The organism is Stenotrophomonas sp. DR822 (genome assembly GCF_019793815.1).
Lineage (GTDB): Bacteria > Pseudomonadota > Gammaproteobacteria > Xanthomonadales > Xanthomonadaceae > Stenotrophomonas > Stenotrophomonas indicatrix.
The window spans coordinates 1,800,730-1,818,468 of sequence record NZ_CP081826.1; the positions used below are offsets into that span (position 1 = coordinate 1,800,730).

Genomic DNA, 17,739 nt, shown 5'->3' on the forward strand with positions numbered 1-17,739 from the left:
CCACGACGAGACCGCAATGCCCCGCCACATCCGCTCTGCCTGGTTGAAGACACTGGCCACCGTGGCCACCGTGTTGCTGTTGGCCGGTCTGGTCGGTTGGTTCACTGGCCACCTGTGGCTGTGCATCGCGCTGGCGGCACTGGCGACGCTGGTCTGGCACTACTGGCGGCTGCGCCGCGTGCTGCGCCGGCTGACCGCGCGCCAGCGCTGGGATACCGCCGCCGAAGGCACCGGCGTCTGGAACGAGCTGGACCGCCTGCTGTACCGCAACCAGGTCGAGATGCGCGTGCGCAAGCGGCGCCTGCTGGACATGCTGCGCAGCTATCGCGCTGCAGCGGCCGCGCTGCCCGACGCAGTGGTGGTGCTGGACCGCAACAGCCAGCGCGTGCAGTGGTTCAACGAAGCGGCCACGGCGCTGCTCGGCCTGCATCATCCGGGCGATCTGGGTGAGGCCCTGGTCGAACGCCTGCAGCCGATGCCGCTGGCCCACTGGCTGGCCGGTGGCCGCAACGCCGAACCGATCCTGGACGTGCCCTCGCCGGTCGATCCTGCGATCCGCCTGAACCTGCGCCTGATTCCCTATTCGTCCGACTACTGGCTGCTGATCGCCCGTGACGTCAGCAAACTGCTGCGCCTGGAACAGGTACGCCGCGACTTCGTGGCCAACGTTTCACATGAGCTGCGCACGCCGCTCACCGTGGTCCACGGCTACCTGGACATGATGGACCCGGAGGATTTCCCGGGAACCGGACCGATGCTGGAGGAAATGCGCAAGCAGAGCCAGCGCATGGCCCAGCTGGTGGAGGACCTGCTGACCCTGTCGCGGCTGGAATCGCAGGAACACAGCGAGGCCGAGACGGTGGCCATGCAGCCCATGCTGGCCACGCTGCGCCGTGAAGCCGAAGCGCACAGCCAGGGCCGCCACCAGATCAGCATCGACGACCTTGCCGGCGTGGACCTGCAGGGCTCGACCAAGGAACTGCACAGCGCGTTCTCCAACCTGGTCACCAACGCGGTGCGCTACACCCCGGCCGGTGGCCGCATAGCGGTGGAGTTCCGCCGCGAAGGCGACGGCGTGGTGCTGGCGGTGCGTGACACCGGCTACGGCATTCCGGCCACCCACCTGCCACGCCTGACCGAACGCTTCTACCGCGTCTCCAGCAGCCGCTCGCGCGAAAGCGGCGGTACCGGCCTGGGCCTGTCGATCGTCAAGCACATCCTGGGTCTGCACCACGCGCGCCTGGAAATCGACAGCGAGGTCGGCAAGGGCTCGGTGTTCGCCTGCCATTTCGATGCCGACCACGTGCGACCGCGTGAGTCCGCCCCCCTGACCTCCTTCGAAGAATGACGCCATGAGCAGCCTCGGATCCCTCCCCCTCCCCGTGAGCACGGACAGCGATCCGTTGCGCGACCCGGCGCTGTACATCAACCGCGAACTGTCGCAGCTGGATTTCAACTTCCGCGTGCTGGCGCAGGCGATGGATCCGCAGGTGCCGCTGCTGGAGCGCCTGCGCTTCATGTGCATCTCCTGCACCAACCTGGATGAATTCTTCGAGATCCGTGCCGCTGCGGTCCGTCATGCACAGGAGTTCGGCCTGCCGCCGGCACCGGACGGCATGAGCCCGCAGGCCATTCTCAATGCCATCCACGAGCGCGCTGCCGAGCTGGTGGACCAGCAGTACCGCTGCTGGAACCAGACGCTGCGCCCGGCGCTGATGGAGGCCGGCATCGGCGTGCTGGGCCGCAACTCCTGGACCCACCGCCAGAAGCGCTGGCTGCGCGCCTACTTCCGCAACGAGATCATGCCGGTGCTGTCGCCTCTGGGCCTGGACCCGGTGCATCCGTTCCCGAAGATCCTCAACAAGTCGCTGAACATCGTGGTGGTGCTGAAGGGCACCGATGCGTTCGGCCGCAGCGGCCACCTGGCCATCGTGCGCGCACCGCGTTCGCTGCCGCGGATCATCCAGTTGCCGGAAAAACTCGGCGGCCCGCAGAACTTCGTGTTCCTGTCCTCGGTGCTGTCCACCTTCGTGGACGAGTTGTTCCCGGGCCTGGAAGTGCTGGGCGCCTATCAGTTCCGTGTCACCCGCAACTCCGAGCTGGTGGTGGATGAAGAGGAAGTGGAAAACCTGGCGCTGGCCCTGCGCGATGAGCTGGTGGACCGCGGCTACCGGCCTGCCGTGCGGCTGGAGATCGCCCACGACATGCCGCGCGACATCGTACGCACCCTGCTGCAGAACTTCGGCCTGACCGAGAACGCGGTGTACCGCATCGACGGACCGGTCAACCTCAACCGCATCATCCAGCTGTACGACCTGATCGCCCAGCCGGACCTGAAGTATCCGCCGATGACCCCGCGCACCCTGCGCGACAGCGACGGCATCTTCGAGACCGTGGCCCGCCAGGACCTGCTGCTGCACCATCCCTTCGACGCGTTCGCGGCGGTGCTGGACCTGATCCGCCAGGCCGCGCTCGATCCGAACGTGCTGGCGATCAAGCAGACCCTGTACCGCACCGGCAAGGACTCATTGATCGTCGATGCACTGATCCAGGCAGCACGCGCCGGCAAGGACGTGACCGTGGTGGTCGAGCTGCGCGCGCGCTTCGATGAAGAGGCCAACCTGGGCCTGGCCGATCGGCTGCAGGAAGCCGGCGTGCAGGTGGTGTACGGCGTGGTCGGCTACAAGACCCACGCCAAGATGCTGCTGATCGTGCGCCGCGAAGGCCGCAAGCTGCGCCGCTACGTGCACCTGGGCACCGGCAACTACCACAGCGGTACCGCGCGCGCGTACACCGACCTGAGCCTGATCACCGCCGATGCGGACATCGGCAACGACGTGCACCTGCTGTTCCAGCAGCTGTCCGGGCTGGCGTCGAAGATGAAGCTCAAGCGCCTGCTGCAGTCGCCCTTCACCCTGCACACCGGGATCCTGGCGAGGATCGAGCGCGAGACGCGCATCGCCGCCGCCGGGCGACCGGCGCGGATCATCGCCAAGATGAACGCCCTCAACGAAGCGCAGGTGATCCGTGCGCTGTACGCCGCCTCGCAGGCGGGTGTGCAGATCGATCTGATCATCCGTGGCGCCTGCACCCTGCGCCCGGGCGTACCGGGCGTGTCGGACAACATCCGCGTGCGCTCGATCGTCGGCCGTTTCCTGGAACACAGCCGGGTCTACTGGTTCGGCAACGACGGCGCACCGGAGCTGTACTGCGCCAGCGCCGACTGGCTGGAACGCAACCTGCTGCGCCGGGTGGAAACCTGCTTCCCGATCCTCGACCCGGCGCTGGCCAAGCGGGTGTACCGCGAGGTGCTGCAGAACTACCTGGACGACAACCTCAACGCCTGGGAGCTGGATGCCGAAGGCATCTACCACAAGCGCGCACCGGCCCACGACGAAGCCCCGCATTCGGCGCAGATGGCGTTGATGCAGGGCCTCTGACCCGGTAGGTGGCCAGGTAGGTGCCAACCTTGGTTGGCACGTTTGGATTCATCCACGCATGGCGTGGATCTACCGTGTCGACCAAGGTCGACACCCACCAACAGCCGCGTGAACCTGTCAAAGGTCGACATATGCAGGCCCTTTGATCCGATAGATGCCAACCTCGGTTGGCACGTTTGGATTCATCCACGCATGGCGTGGATCCACCGTGTTGACCAAGGTCGACACCCACCATGCGCAGGCCATGCCATTCCGACAGATCGCGAAAAACTGTCAAAGGCGGGGTGGGTCCGGTTGCGGGGGTGTCCGCGGCATGGATGCCGCGGTCAAGCCCCCATGGGTGAGGGCCCTTTGCTTGCGAAGCACTGCTTCGCAAGCGCCCGAACGCACAGCCGCCAGCGGCTGGGCCGGTCTGGGGGTTTACGGCGTCCCCCGCAACCGGACCCACCCCGCCATCCCACAGGAAGCCAGCTGTTGCTGTTGCTGTTGCTGTTGCTGTTGCTGTTGCTGTTGCTGTTGCTGTTGCTGTTGCTGTTGCGTTGAGGTTGCCGGCCAGCGGCCGGCACTACCGCTTCGGCAGGTGCAGGGCGCAGCCCTGCCGCACTCCCCCTCCAAAATGTGAAGGCCGCGCGGTGACGAGCACACCGCCCCTTCGGCTAACATTCGCCCATGCCGCATACCACCACGACTCCGCCCGCATTGCAGGATGGCGACCTGCTGGCCGCCATCGACCTTGGCTCCAATAGTTTCCACATGGTCATCGCGCGTTACACGCTTGGCCAGCTGCGGGTGATCGACCGCCTGCGCGAAACCGTGCGCATGGCCGACGGCCTGGACGGCAAGGGCGGACTCTCCGCCGCAGCGCGACAGCGCGCGCTGGAGTGCCTGGCCCGGTTCGGCCAGCGCATCCGCAACGTCCCGCCGCATCGCGTGCGTGCACTGGCCACCAACACCGTGCGCCAGCTGCGCTCGCCGCAGGCGTTCCTGATGCCGGCCGAAACCGCGCTCGGGCACGCCATCGAAGTGGTCAGTGGCCGCGAAGAGGCGCGCCTGATCTACCTGGGCGTGGCCCATGCACAACCGCCCAAGCCCGATCAGCATCGCCTGGTGATCGACATCGGTGGCGGCTCGACCGAGTTCATCATCGGCAAGGGCATGCAGACCCTGGAGCGCGAGAGCCTGCAGGCCGGCTGCATCGCCAGCACCCGTCGCTTCTTCCCCGGCGGCAAACTCAGCAAGAAGCGCTGGAAGGATGCACTGGCCGAAATCGGCCGGGAATTCCAGCCCTTCGCCAGCAAGTACCGCGCGCTGGGCTGGCAGGAGGCACTGGGGTCGTCTGGCACCCACAAGGCCATCAGCGAAATCTGCGCGACGATGAAGCTGAGCAAGGGTGCGATCACCGCCGAGGCGTTGCCGCAGCTCCGCGATGAGCTGCTGAAGGCCAAGAAGATCGACGACATCGTGCTGCCTGGCCTGTCCAGCGATCGCCGCCCGATCATCGCCGGCGGCATCCTGGTGCTGGAAGCCGCCTTCCAGGCGCTGGGCCTGCAGAAGCTGCTGGTCAGCAAGGCCGCGATGCGCGAGGGCATCCTCTATGACATCCTCGGCCGTGCCGGCGACAATGACCCGCGCGATGAATCGGTGGCCGCCCTCACCCATCGCTATGGCATCGACACGGTGCAGGCCGGCCGTGTGCAGGACACCGCACTGTCGTTGCTGGAGCAGGTGCAGGAGCGCTGGAAGCTGGATGCCGATGACGCACGCATGCTCGGCTGGGCCGCACGCCTGCATGAGCTGGGGTTGATGATCGCCCACAGCGGTTACCACGTGCATGGCAGCTACGTGCTGGAAAACTCGGATATCGCCGGCTTCTCGCGGCAGGAACAGCAGATGCTGGCGACGCTGGTGCGCAATCACCGCCGCGGCATCAGCAAGACCGCCTTCGATGCCATTCCCGAACGCCTGCTGCTGACCGCACGGCGCCTGGCTGCCCTGCTGCGCTTGGCGGTCCTTCTAAACCGTGCGCATGAAGACGCACCGCTGCCGGTGCTGGAGCTGACTGCCGACGACAGCCGCCTGTCGCTGATCGTGCCGCAGGACTTCATCGATGCGCGCCCGCTGCTGCGCGCCGACCTGATCGGGGAGACCGAGGGCATCGCTGGACTCGGCATCCAGTTCCGTCCGTTCGTGGTCTGAGCAGGGCGCCGGCCGTCCGATCGCCGGCCGGCGCCCGATTACATTTCGTTACAGTTCGCGCAATCGACCGCCAATTCCTGCTGCAACGCAGCAGCCTGCGGTGGGCATGCCTGCCGCGCCTTCACGTAAATCCCTGCTTTTGTTCACATTTCGTGAAACCACGTGATGTGTAACGACATAAACCGACACACCCTCTTTACATAGCATTAACCAACGAGACTACTATCGGGTCATCGGCTCGGTCCTGGACCTGCCGATTCCTTCGACGCCCGTTTTGGCGTCCTTTGCACGACCCGAGAGAGAGAGCTCGTCATGACTTCACGCACCACCGCACTGGGGCAGGCCATCCGCTACGCCCTGGCAACCACCGCGACGCTGGCTGCCCTGCCCGCGTTCGCCCAGAGCGGCAGCGCCGCTTCGCCGACCAACCTGGACCGCATCGAGATCACCGGTTCGCGTATCCGCCAGGTGGACGTTGAAACGGCGCAACCGGTGCTGGCCCTGAGCCGTACCGATATCGAACGCCAGGGCTTCAGCTCCGTTGCCGACATCCTGCAGAACGTGACCGCGATGGGCAGCCCGGCGATCAGCCGCGCAAACGCGCTGAGCTCGGGCGAAAACACCGGCGGCACCTACATCGACATGCGCAACCTGGGTGCGCAGCGCACCCTGGTGCTGGTCAACGGCAAGCGTCTGGGCATCAGCACCTCGGGCCTGCAGGACGTGTCCTCGCTGCCCGTCTCGGCGGTGGAGCGTATCGAAGTACTGAAGGATGGCGCTTCGGCCATCTACGGTTCCGATGCAATGGCCGGCGTGATCAACATCATCACCCGTTCCAACGTCAATGGCGTGACTGCCAACGTCTACCACGGCCAGTACAGCGAAGGCGACGGCGCGCGCGACCGCTTCGACGTGGTGGGTGGCTGGAGCAACGACCGCGTGTCGCTGACGCTGGCGCTGGAACACTCCGAAGAAAAGAGCGTGTGGGCACGTGACCGCTGGTTCAGCAAGTACGGTACCAGCGACCACAACCCCAATGACCCCTCCAACTGGACCACGCTGAGCCAGTACGGCCAGATCACCGGCCTGAAGGGTCGCCCGGGCTGCACCGATACCAGGCTGGGCTGCGGCTACTCGCTCAACCGCGGTGCCGACCCGACCAACCCGGCCAATTACCACCTGACCGATGCGACGCCGTTCACCGGTGACGTCAGCAATGCCAACGACCAGATGCACGTCATGTACCCGATCAAGCGTGATTCGGTGTACTTCGACGGACGCTTCAAGCTGACCGATGACATCAACCTGCGCACGGAGTTCGGCTACAACAAGCGTTCTTCCGAGCGCCAGATCGCCGGCTACCCGACCCAGTCCAGCTCGGTGTCGATTCCCAACGACCCGAACGCCACTGGCCAGATGTCCAGGGACAGCTACTTCAACCCGTTCGGCAGCCAGCATGGCTATGCCAACCCGACCGCGGTGTCCTGGAACCGCCGCACCTGGGAAGTGCCGCGCGTGAGCACCAGCGAGCTGAAGACCTATCGTGCGGTGGTGTCGCTGGATGGCACCTTCGAGATCGGCCAGCGCTACTTCGACTGGGACGTGGGCTACCAGTACAACCGCAACGAGCTGACCGCCACCGCCACCGGCAACCTGCACAAGAAGCGCGTGCGTGATGCCGTGGGCCCGTCGTTCCTCGACCCGGCCACGGGCAAGGTGATGTGTGGACGCCAGGGCGCGGTCATCGATGGCTGCAAGCCGTGGAACCCGCTGGTGCCGTTTGGCAAGAATGACCCGTACGGCCTGACCGGCAATGAGGAGCTGCTGTCCTGGCTGTTCCCGGCCGAAAAAACCACCGGCCGCACCACCACCAAGAACGCGTTCGCCAATCTGTCGGGCAGCATCATGACCCTGCCGGCCGGCGACCTGGGCTTTGCCTTCGGCGTCGAAAGCCGCAAGGAAGATGGCCAGTACACGCCTGACGCGCTGGCCCAGACCGGTGCCACCACCAACCTGGCCGCTGGCCCGACCGGTGGCAGCTACACGGTGAAGGAAGCGTACCTGGAGCTCAACGTGCCGATCCTGGCCGACCTGCCGGGTGCACGGGAACTGAGCTTCAGCGCCGCGACGCGTTTCTCCGAGTACAACACCTTCGGCAACACCCTCAACAGCAAGTTCGGCTTCAAGTGGAAGCCGATCGACCAGCTGCTGGTCCGCGGCACCTGGGCCGAAGGTTTCCGTGCACCGACCATCAGTGACCTGTACGGTGGCGGTTCGGAAACCTTCGCGCAGTTCAGCGATCCCTGCGACACCGTGTTCGGCGCTTCCAGGAACAGTGCTGAAGTCCGCGCACGTTGTGCTCGCGACATCGCCGACGCCGGCAACTTCCGCCAGCTGCGGCAGGGCAATACGCCGGTGACCACCGCGCAGGACGCTACTCCGACGCCGTTCGTATCCGGTTCCAACCCCCAGCTGACCCCGGAAACCTCGACCAGCAAGACGCTGGGCCTGGTGTGGAGCCCGACATTCGTCAGCAACCTCAACGTTGCACTGGACTGGTGGAAGATCCGCATCGACAACACCATTGTCGATGACAGCCCGAACCAGATCCTCACCGACTGCTACGAGCAGGGTATCCAAGCACGCTGCAGCCGCTTCACCCGCGATGCGGCCACCGGCATCGTCACTGGCCTGAAGTTCGGCAACCGCAACGCTGGCTTCGCCGAGACCGAAGGTTACGACCTGGACGTCAGCTACCGCGTGGATACCAGCTACGGCAAGCTGAGCGCTGGCTGGACCAGCACCTACGTCAGCAAGAACGTGTACCGTTCAACCAACGATACCGGCGTGGTTCCCACCCCGATCAATGGCGTGGCCAACACCATCGGCACCAGCACCAGCCTGGCCTTCCGGGTGCGTTCGAACCTGGTGCTGGGTTGGGATATCGGGGACTTCGGCGTCAGCTGGACCGCACGTTACTACTCCGGCGTGAAGGAGCGTTGCCTCAACGCCACCCGCTACGCCGATGAGTGCTCCGACCCGGGCTTCATGGCACCGTGGATCAAGGGTACCCGCGATTACAACCAGCGTGGCGCGGTCACCTTCCACGACGTGCAGTTCCGCTACAACCTGCCGTGGGATGCCACCGTGTCGGTTGGCGCCAACAACGTGTTCGGCAAGGAAGGCCCGGTGATGTACAGCAAGCCGAATTCGTCGTTCTCCTACTACGGTGGCTACGACATCGGTCGTTTCATGTACATGAAGTACCAGCAGCGCTTCTGATCCACGCGCTGTCGCACCACCACGACCACGGCCCTTCGGGGCCGTGGTTTTTTTGTGCCGCTGAACTGCACAGGCACCGCCCTGCCCGACCGTCATCGCGCTGTCGCAAAGCGGTCATGTCGGCTACATCGCCAGGCCCGAGCATGCGTAAAACCGGAGGCCCGCCATGCGCTATGCCATCGTCACCGAAACCTACCCGCCGGAGATCAACGGCGTCGCACTGACCGTGCAGGGCCTGGAGCAGGGATTGCGCACGGCCGGCCACGAGGTCGACCTGATCCGTCCGCGACAGGTCAGCGAAGCATTGGATGCGGCGCCGGGCACCCTGCTGGTACCGGGCGCGGCCTTGCCGCGCTACCCTGGCCTGCGCTTCGGCCTGCCGGCACCGATCCGGCTGGGCCGGCACTGGCGGCAGCAGCGCCCCGATGCGGTCTACGTGGCGACCGAAGGTCCGCTGGGCTGGTCGGCACTGCGCACCGCGCGCCGCCTCGGCATTCCGGTGGCTACCGGATTCCACACCCGCTTTGACGAGTACCTGCCCGACTATGGCGTGGCGTGGCTGCAGTCGGCGGCAATGCGCTGGATGCGCCGTTTCCACAACCAAGCCGACGCGACCCTGGTGCCCACCCGCGAACTGCAGGAATTCCTGACCGACCAGGGCTTCGAGCGCGTGCGCCTGCTCGCCCGTGCGGTCGACAGCCAGCAGTTCGACCCGTCGCGCCGCGACCCGGCGCTGCGCGAGGAATGGGGCATCGATGGCACGGGCCTGGCGGCGATCTACGTTGGCCGCATCGCCGCCGAAAAGAACCTCGGCCTGGCGGTGAAGGCCTTCCGCAAGCTGCAGCAGGTGCGCCCGAAAGCGCGTTTCATCTGGGTCGGCGATGGCCCGGCACGCGAGAAACTGGCGCATGAGAATCCCGATTTCATCTTCTGCGGCATCCAGCGCGGTGATGCCCTTGCCCGGCATTTCGCCAGTGGTGACCTGTTCCTGTTCCCCAGCCGCAGCGAGACCTTCGGCAACGTGACCCTGGAAAGCATGGCAAGCGGCCTGGCCACGGTTGCTTTCGACTACGGCGCGGCCCGCGAGTACCTGCGCAACGGCGAGAACGGTGCCGCAGTGGAGGACGACGAGCAGTTCGTGCAGGCAGCGGTGCAACTGGCTGCCGATGATGCCCAGCGCCGCGCGTTGGGTGGCAACGCGGCACGCGCGATGAAGCGGCTGCACCCGCAGCAGGTGGTGGCGGAGTTCGAAAGCCTGCTGGCGGAACTGGCCAGCGCACGGAGGAGCGGACATGCGCACCACGCCGCTTGAACTGCTGGCCGGCCGCGAAGCCCGGCTGTGCCGCCGCGCCAACCACTACTGCCGACGTCGTCGTGTGCGACGCGTCTTTTCGATCATCAGCCGGCTCGGCGATGGCGTGTTCTGGTATGTCCTGATGGGCGCGCTGGTGCTCATCGATGGCTTCGACGGCCTGCGCGCATCAGTGCACATGGCCGCCACCGGCCTGGCCGCGCTGCTGCTGTACAAGGGCCTGAAACGCTGGACCAGGCGGCCACGGCCGTACGCGGCCGACCTGCGTATCCGTGCCTGGGTGGCGCCGCTGGATGAGTTCAGTTTCCCGTCCGGCCATACCCTGCACGCGGTGTCGTTCACCATCGTCGCGCTGGCCTACTACCCTTGGCTGGCGCCGCTGCTGGTGCCGTTCACCTTCGGCGTGGGCCTGTCGCGCGTAGTGCTGGGCCTGCACTACCCAAGCGACGTCCTGGCTGCCACCGGCATCGCTGCACTGCTGGCCTCGGCCAGCCTGGCCTGGCTGCCGTTGCCGGTGTGATGCCCTAGAATGTCCGCATGACCACGCTGTTCATCTCCGATCTGCATCTGGACCCCAGCCGTCCGGCCATCACCGACCTGTTCCTGCGCTTCCTGCGCGAGGAAGCGCCTGGCGCCGATGCGCTGTACATCCTCGGCGATCTGTTCGAAGCCTGGATCGGCGATGACACCCCCTCGGCCGCAGCCGACGCGGTGGCCGATGCGCTGAAGGTACTGTCCGACAGCGGCGTGCCGGTCTTCTTCATCCGTGGCAACCGTGATTTCCTGCTGGGCGAAGACTATGCCCGCCGCGCCGGGCTGCGCATCCTGCCGGACCCGTGCATGATCGATCTGTACGGCCGCCCGGTGCTGCTGCAGCACGGTGACCTGCTGTGCACCGATGACATCCCCTACCAGCAGTTCCGTGCCCAGACCCGCGACCCGGTCTTCCAGGCGCAGTTCCTGTCGCAGCCGCTGGAAGCGCGTATCGCCTTCGCGCAGAAGGCGCGTGATGCCAGCCAGGCGCGCCAGTCGGAAATGAAGCAGGGCGACCGTGCGCAGTTCGAAACAGTCACCGACGTGGCCCCGGCCGAAGTGGAAGCCACTTACGTGCGCCATGGTGTGGACACGATGATCCATGGCCACACCCATCGCCCGGCGATCCACACCCTGCAGGCCGGCGGACGCAGCTGCACCCGCATCGTGCTGGGCGACTGGTACGAACAGGGTTCGGTGCTGCGCGTGGATGCCAACGGCTGGACCCTGGATACGCTCAGCCGCGCATGATGGATCGCCTGGAGCCAACCAAGGTTGGCATCTACCAGAACAGGTGCACGCGCCCTGGTAGACGCCGACCCTGGTCGGCGCCTGGACTCAGCGGAAGGCCGCGATGGTGGCCTTGGTATTGACCAGCACGCGCTGGTTGTCGGCACTGCTGGCGATGCCCATCGGCACGCCGTTGTAGCTGATGTTCGGATTGGACCAGTAGTTCAGCCGCGGGCAGCCGGCCGAGCAGTCATAGGCCATGATCGTGCGCCAGCGCGATCCGCTGGCCGGCTCATAACGATAGCCATGGCCATAGGCATACGGCGACGTGCTCGGATCACTGGCGATGTCGTGCCGTGCGCTCTGCAGGTGGCCGATTTCATGGGCGAACGAGTAGTAGCCGGTGGCGCAATCCCAGTACACCGCAGCAAACGCGGTCGATGCGGTGGAACCGATGCCCGAGGCCAGTCCGCAGTAACTGGTGTTGTTGATCAGCAGTACGCCGACGTCGGCAGCCGTGTTGTTGCGGCTGGTGTGGATGCTGTCCATGTAGCCGTCGCTGGTGCCACGGAAGCGCGACAGATCGGTGGTGAAATTGCCGGACTCGGTGTAGCTGGTGGTCTCATAACCGGCCAGCTGCAGGGTGAGGCCTACGTTGCTGTTGGTGTAACCCTGGTTGGATTCGGCAACCGCCAACTGCACCAGCGACTGCATGTTGCCACCGTAGGCGGTCACTGCAGCATTGGTTGCCACCACCAGCACGCGGATGGTCGCCGGACTGCCCGACGAGGCCTGCGCAGTGCCGAGGCGCTCATTGGCCGGCATGGCGATCTTCGGCAACTGGTTGTAATCGGCCGGATGATCGGCCGGCATACGCGATTCATCCACCTCGACCAGCACGTGGCGATTGCCCAGCGGACGCAGACGATAGAGTTTGCCGTCCTTGCGGATCGAGCCGGTGAGCGTATTGCCCGAGCGCACCAGGATCAGCGAATTGCCCGGATCGTCCTGGCCATTGGACGTGGCCGCCTGCAGGCGATCGGACGGCGCGCGCAACTGGCCGTACCAGATGCTGCCGCCATCGGGCAGCGCCTCGACCTTGCTGCGAACGGCCTGCACCTTCTGCCCGAGCAGCTCGAATTCCAGCTGCGGCTGCGCGGTGGCGGCAGCATCGACACGCACTTCCTGTACGGCGGCGGTGGACGGGGTGGCCAGCAATCGCCCCAGTACCGGCTCGCTGGTGGCCGATGCACGGCTGAGCACGGTGACCGGCTCGAACAGCGGCGCCGCATGGGCGGCCGCCGCTACCGACAATCCCAACAACAGACCACCTGTCGCTTTACCTATCGATCTGGACATCATCTTGTCGCTCCTTGAAGTGAAGTGGACAGCGTTGATGCAGCACGACCCGGGGTGCCGGGTCCGGCCATCAGGCCTGCGCAGGGCGTGTGAATTCAATAGACGAGAGGAATGGAAATCGCGATCTGTGATCGACCGCATCTGCGTTCAGTCAGGTCAAAAGCGTCAGTACACTTCGCCAACACATGGCTTTCGCGCTACCGTGACGTGGCAATGACAGGGGATGCACATGGCGCCAGCGCAGCACAGCGGTGACACGACGGCTGATCCGGGCCTGCTGCGGATCGGACTGTTCTTCGATGGCACCCGCAACAACGCCCACAACCTGGCGCAGGGTCACCGGCAGGTGCCGCGACCGCGCCCCGCCCTGCTCCGCGCCGATGATGATTCGACCTACCAGAGCCGGTTGACCAGCAGCTACGACAACGGCGCCACCAACATCGCGCGCCTGCATCAGTTGTATCCGGACAGCCGGCGCACGCCCGGCAGTACACCTTCGCTGGCGATCTATGTGGAAGGCGTCGGCACCCGCGATGATGCCGAGGACGACCTGATCGGCCTGGCCTTCGGTATCGGCGCCAGTGGCGTGCAGGCGAAGGTGCAGCGTGCGTTGCAGGTGCTGCTGCCGGCGGCACTGTCGGCGATTGCGTCGCAGTGGCGCGCACCCCTGGACAGCGTGCAGCTGGATCTGTTCGGCTACTCGCGCGGCGCGGCCTCCGCGCGCGATGTGGCCAACCATCTGCGCGGATGGGACGGCGCGCGCTGGCGGCAGCTGCTGCAGCAGGCGGGGCTTTCATGCAGCGCCGATTTCACCCTGCCGCGGCCGGTACTGCGCTTCATCGGCCTGTTCGACACGGTGGTCGCCGTCAGCGGCGGCCGCGCCGACGAACACCCCCGCATCGCCCTGCCCGCAGGCATCGCCGAGACAGTACTGCAGCTCAGTGCACGCGACGAGCATCGCCAGCACTATGCGCTGACCACGGTGGCACCAGCCCATCCCGAAATCGCACTACCCGGCGTGCACGCCAACATCGGCGGTGGCTACGACCAGGTGGAAGAAGGGCCCAAGCTGCTCAGCCGGCCGCGGCGGCAGCAGTTGCGCCGACCTGGCGTGGAGGACTACCAGACACCGCCCCTGGCACTGCTGCAGGCGACCACCGCGTACGCTGAAGCGCAGACCGACGCCGAACGCTGGCGGCAGCAGCTGGGGCTGAGTCCGAAGGAAGTATGGGTCGATGTCTGGCACCAGTGGCAGCAGCAGCGACGCGCGGGCAGCCGCAGCGTGCTGATGTCGCCGGTGCTGTACGTCACCGCTGCGGTGGTGCTGCACCGGCGCATCGATTGGCGCTACCAGCTGGTTGCGCTGCAGGTGATGCAGCAGCACGCCATCGCTGCCGGCGTGACCTGGACTACCGACGCGGCCAAGGTGGCGGGTTGGGAACTGCCCAGCGCGCTGCAGCCGATCGCGCGCCGCCTGATTGCCGGCCAGCCGTTGACCCCGACGCAGGAAGCGTTGCTGCGCCGCCGTTACCTGATGCAGTCCGCACACTGGAATTTCGATGCGCTGGGCGATACCGCCCTGACCTACACCGCCGACGCCGGTGTCAGCGAGCTGCCGTATCGCCCCGGGCCGGGGCTGTTCTACATCAACCGGCCGACGGTGGATGGCAGACGCCTGGTGTTGCCGAACGCATGAGAACCAAAATGGGGACGGAGTGAATCACGCCGTTTGTGCCACAAACGCCTTGATTCCCTCCGTGCCCTTTTCCTTCAACCCGCCTGTTCGACCAGGTTGGCGAGCTCATCTGCATCGAACCCGGCCAGCAGGCGTGCCTCGATATTGAACGGCCCATGCAGGTAGCCACCGGCATACTCGACCAGCAGTTCCTTGAAACGCGCTCGTGGCTCGACGCCGGCGCGCTCGCAGTACCAGCGGAACCAGCGCGATCCGGCGGCAACATGTGCAACCTCCTCGCGCAGGATCACCTCCAGCACGTCGGCGGTTTCGCCATCGCCGACGTTGCGCAGCTTGTCGATCATGCCCGGCGTCACGTCCAGCCCGCGCGCTTCCAGCACGCGCGGCACCAGCGCCATGCGCGCCAGGCCGTCGTGCGCCGTCTTCTCGCACATTTCCCACAGGCCGTTGTGCGCAGGGAAATCGGCGTACTCATGGCCATGTGCCAGCAGACGCTCGCGCAGCAGCATGAAGTGGCGCGATTCGTCGTCGGCGCAGCTCACCCAGTCGGCATGGAACGCCGCCGGCAGACCGCGGAAGCGGTACACCGCGTCCCAGGCCAGGTCGATCGCATTGAGCTCGATATGGGCGATGGCATGGATGAACGCCGCACGCCCTTCCACACCGCCCAGCCCGCGCCGGGGCACTTCACGCGGATGCACCATCAGCAACTGCGGCGGCCGGCCCGGCATGCGGATCGGATCGGCCGGCGGTGCATCGGCCGATATGTTCAAGCGGCCGGCGCGGAACGCAGCGGCGTAGGCCTGGGTCAGCGCGACCTTGCGCAGCGGATCGGCTTCGGCCAGGCACTGCTGCGCGGCGCGCAGCAGATTGCCGCCGACGTCAGGCACGTCGATCACCGCCTGGACCTCAGGCGCGGCGCTTGTGCTTGGCGTCGTCCGAACGCAGCTGCTGGATGCGCTCGAAGTAGCCCGGCTCGATGCCCGTCGGATAATGGCCGTTGAAGCACGACGAATCGAAGTTGCGCAGCGCCGGATTGCCTTCGCTCACCGCCGCTTCCATGTCTTCGATGTCCTGGTAGATCAGCCAGTCACAGCCCAGGTGCGCTTCGATTTCCTCGATGCTGCGGTTGTGCGCGACCAGCTCTTCAGCGGCCGGCATGTCGATGCCGTAGATGTTCGGGTAACGCACCGGCGGCGCGGCGCTGGCCAGGTAGACCTTGCGTGCGCCGGCGTCACGCGCCATCTGCACGATCTGCTGGCTGGTAGTGCCGCGCACGATGGAGTCGTCCACCAGCAGCACCACGCGGTTGCGGAATTCCAGGTGGATCGGGTTGAGCTTGCGGCGCACCGACTTCACCCGTTCGCCCTGCCCCGGCATGATGAACGTGCGGCCGATGTAACGGTTCTTGATGAAGCCTTCGCGGTACTTCACCCCGAGCACGTTGGAGATCTCCAGCGCGGCGTCGCGCGAGGTGTCCGGGATCGGGATGATGGTGTCGATGTCGTGGTCCGGGCGCAGGCGCAGGATCTTCTCGCCCAGCTTGATGCCCATGCGCATGCGCGCCTTGTGCACCGACACGTTGTCGATCATCGAATCGGGGCGTGCGAAATACACGTACTCGAAGATGCACGGAGTGTGTTCGGCCGGCTCGGCGCAGATTTCCGAGAACAGCTCGCCGCGCGCGGTGATCACCAGCGCTTCGCCCGGCTGCACGTCACGCACGCGCTGGAAGCCCAGCACGTCCAGCGCAGCCGACTCGGAGGCAACGATGTATTCGTCACCCTCGGCATGGCTGCGCTTGCCCAGCACCAGCGGGCGGATGCCATGCGGATCGCGGAACGCGACCAGGCCCAGGCCCAGCACCACGCTGACCACCGCATAGCCGCCCTTGCAGCGGCGGTGCACGCCGGCAACCGCGCGGATGGCGGCTTCCGGGCTGAGCTGGCGCTGCTGTTCCAGTTCGTAGGCGAACACGTTCAACAGCACTTCGCTGTCCGAATCGGTATTGACGTTGCGGCGGTCCTGCTCGAACACCTGCTGGCGCAGGTCCTCGGTGTTGATCAGGTTGCCGTTGTGGGCCAGCGCGATGCCGTACGGCGAATTGACGTAGAACGGCTGTGCCTCGTCCATGCCTTCCGAACCGGCGGTCGGATAGCGCACATGGGCGATGCCGACGCTGCCTTCCAGGGTGGACATGGTGCGTGCATCGAACACATCGCGGACCAGGCCGGTGGCCTTCTGCACCCGCAGGCGGCTGCCGTTGACGGTGGCGATGCCCGCCGCGTCCTGGCCGCGATGCTGGAGGACGGTCAAGCCGTCATACAACTGCCCGGCGACGTTCTGGTTGCCGACGATTCCGACGATGCCACACATGATGCGAGGTCTCCGCTGGGCTGTGCCCAGTTACAAGGAAGGTGGCCGTGCCTGGCCAGAGTTGTCGCCGCGTCTGCGGTCGACATTGGCCGGGTCGTCCGGCTCGATGCTGCCCGGTAGTGCTGGGGCGTCCGGGCGCACTTCGGCCGGATCGTATGCCTCGCCCTGTTCCGCCTTCGCAGGCCGCAGCCATCCGCTGCCCGCCACTATCTGACCGAGTACGCCATTATCGCCTGTCGCTCCCGGCTTGCCCACTCCGGCGCCGGCGCTCTTGCCCAGCTCCATCAACGCAGATGGGGACAGCGCGTCCATCGGCAAGGCCTTGGGCAGCAGGTCGGTGCCCGGCACCTGCCACTGTGGCAGCTTGCTGTTCATCCAGGCCACGGCCGGGTTCAGCACCGGGCGCAGCGCCGAGCCGCGCCAGGAGGGTTCGGCGGTAAGCGGGGTGAAGCCGGCCAGCAACAGCAGCACGGCCGCGATCAGCCCGCCACGCACGGCACCGAGGACCCCGCCCAGCAGGCGGTCCAGGCTGCCCAGCATGTTGCGGTGGACGATGGCCTTGATGACCATGCCGATCACAGCGACCACGACCATCACGCCGATGCCGACGCTGAGGTAGCCGCCGATGAAATGCTCGCCGCCGGGCGCAGCCGGTGCGGCCCACCAGCGGGCGGCGTCATTGCCGAAGGCGAAGGCCGCCCAGGCGGCCACCAGCCACGATACGGTGCCGATGACGATGCCCACGAAGCCGCGCAGCAACCCAAGCAGGGTGGAGGCGGCGATCACGATCAGCAGCACCACGTCGATCATGGCGC

Annotated in this window: 12 protein-coding genes; 8 read left to right on the forward strand and 4 right to left on the reverse strand. The window is 66.2% G+C overall.

What is annotated here, in order from left to right; all coding sequences use genetic code 11:
- The first annotated feature begins 16 nt into the window (after window positions 1-16).
- The 7 genes from phoR to lpxH all read left to right on the forward strand — a co-directional run bounded on the left by phoR (window position 17) and on the right by lpxH (window position 11,514).
- Complete coding sequence (gene phoR / locus K5K93_RS08420; protein WP_025878120.1) at window positions 17-1,348, forward strand: phosphate regulon sensor histidine kinase PhoR; 1,332 nt, start codon at window positions 17-19, stop codon at window positions 1,346-1,348.
- Window positions 1,349-1,352: 4 nt separating this feature from the next.
- Window positions 1,353-3,440, forward strand: a complete 2,088-nt coding sequence (ppk1, locus tag K5K93_RS08425; RefSeq protein WP_025878118.1) for a polyphosphate kinase 1 — start codon at window positions 1,353-1,355, stop codon at window positions 3,438-3,440.
- Between the two features lie 669 nt (window positions 3,441-4,109).
- On the forward strand, window positions 4,110-5,636 hold the full coding sequence (gene ppx, locus K5K93_RS08430; protein ID WP_025878116.1) for an exopolyphosphatase: 1,527 nt from the start codon (window positions 4,110-4,112) through the stop codon (window positions 5,634-5,636).
- Between the two features lie 312 nt (window positions 5,637-5,948).
- Window positions 5,949-8,918: a TonB-dependent receptor gene (locus tag K5K93_RS08435; protein WP_222390564.1), complete on the forward strand. Its 2,970-nt coding sequence runs from the start codon at window positions 5,949-5,951 to the stop codon at window positions 8,916-8,918.
- Between the two features lie 166 nt (window positions 8,919-9,084).
- Window positions 9,085-10,230, forward strand: a complete 1,146-nt coding sequence (locus tag K5K93_RS08440) for a glycosyltransferase family 1 protein (RefSeq protein ID WP_222390565.1) — start codon at window positions 9,085-9,087, stop codon at window positions 10,228-10,230.
- Window positions 10,211-10,750: a phosphatase PAP2 family protein gene (locus K5K93_RS08445; protein WP_025878111.1), complete on the forward strand. Its 540-nt coding sequence runs from the start codon at window positions 10,211-10,213 to the stop codon at window positions 10,748-10,750. The genes K5K93_RS08440 and K5K93_RS08445 overlap by 20 nt, the downstream gene beginning before the upstream one ends.
- Window positions 10,751-10,767: 17 nt before the next feature.
- Window positions 10,768-11,514: a UDP-2,3-diacylglucosamine diphosphatase gene (gene lpxH / locus K5K93_RS08450; protein ID WP_222390566.1), complete on the forward strand. Its 747-nt coding sequence runs from the start codon at window positions 10,768-10,770 to the stop codon at window positions 11,512-11,514.
- 87 nt (window positions 11,515-11,601) lie between these two features.
- Here lpxH and K5K93_RS08455 read toward each other — a convergent pair whose 3' ends face one another.
- Window positions 11,602-12,855, reverse strand: coding sequence for a zinc-dependent metalloprotease (locus K5K93_RS08455; RefSeq protein WP_222390567.1), 1,254 nt, complete (start codon window positions 12,853-12,855; stop codon window positions 11,602-11,604).
- A gap of 226 nt (window positions 12,856-13,081) precedes the next feature.
- Here K5K93_RS08455 and K5K93_RS08460 point away from each other — a divergent pair, with 226 nt between their 5' ends.
- Complete coding sequence (locus K5K93_RS08460) at window positions 13,082-14,548, forward strand: DUF2235 domain-containing protein (RefSeq protein ID WP_222390568.1); 1,467 nt, start codon at window positions 13,082-13,084, stop codon at window positions 14,546-14,548.
- A 74-nt stretch (window positions 14,549-14,622) separates the two neighbouring features.
- Here the strand turns inward: K5K93_RS08460 and K5K93_RS08465 are convergent, their stop codons facing one another.
- Genes K5K93_RS08465 through K5K93_RS08475 form a run of 3 tightly spaced genes read right to left on the reverse strand, consistent with a single transcriptional unit; the run spans window position 14,623 to window position 17,734 of the window.
- Window positions 14,623-15,447: a ferritin-like domain-containing protein gene (locus K5K93_RS08465; protein ID WP_222390570.1), complete on the reverse strand. Its 825-nt coding sequence runs from the start codon at window positions 15,445-15,447 to the stop codon at window positions 14,623-14,625.
- Between the two features lie 10 nt (window positions 15,448-15,457).
- Entirely contained in the window at window positions 15,458-16,924 is a 1,467-nt protein-coding gene (gene purF / locus K5K93_RS08470) for an amidophosphoribosyltransferase (RefSeq protein ID WP_025878104.1), read from the reverse strand.
- Between the two features lie 30 nt (window positions 16,925-16,954).
- Complete coding sequence (locus tag K5K93_RS08475) at window positions 16,955-17,734, reverse strand: CvpA family protein (RefSeq protein ID WP_025878103.1); 780 nt, start codon at window positions 17,732-17,734, stop codon at window positions 16,955-16,957.
- Window positions 17,735-17,739 lie beyond the last annotated feature (5 nt).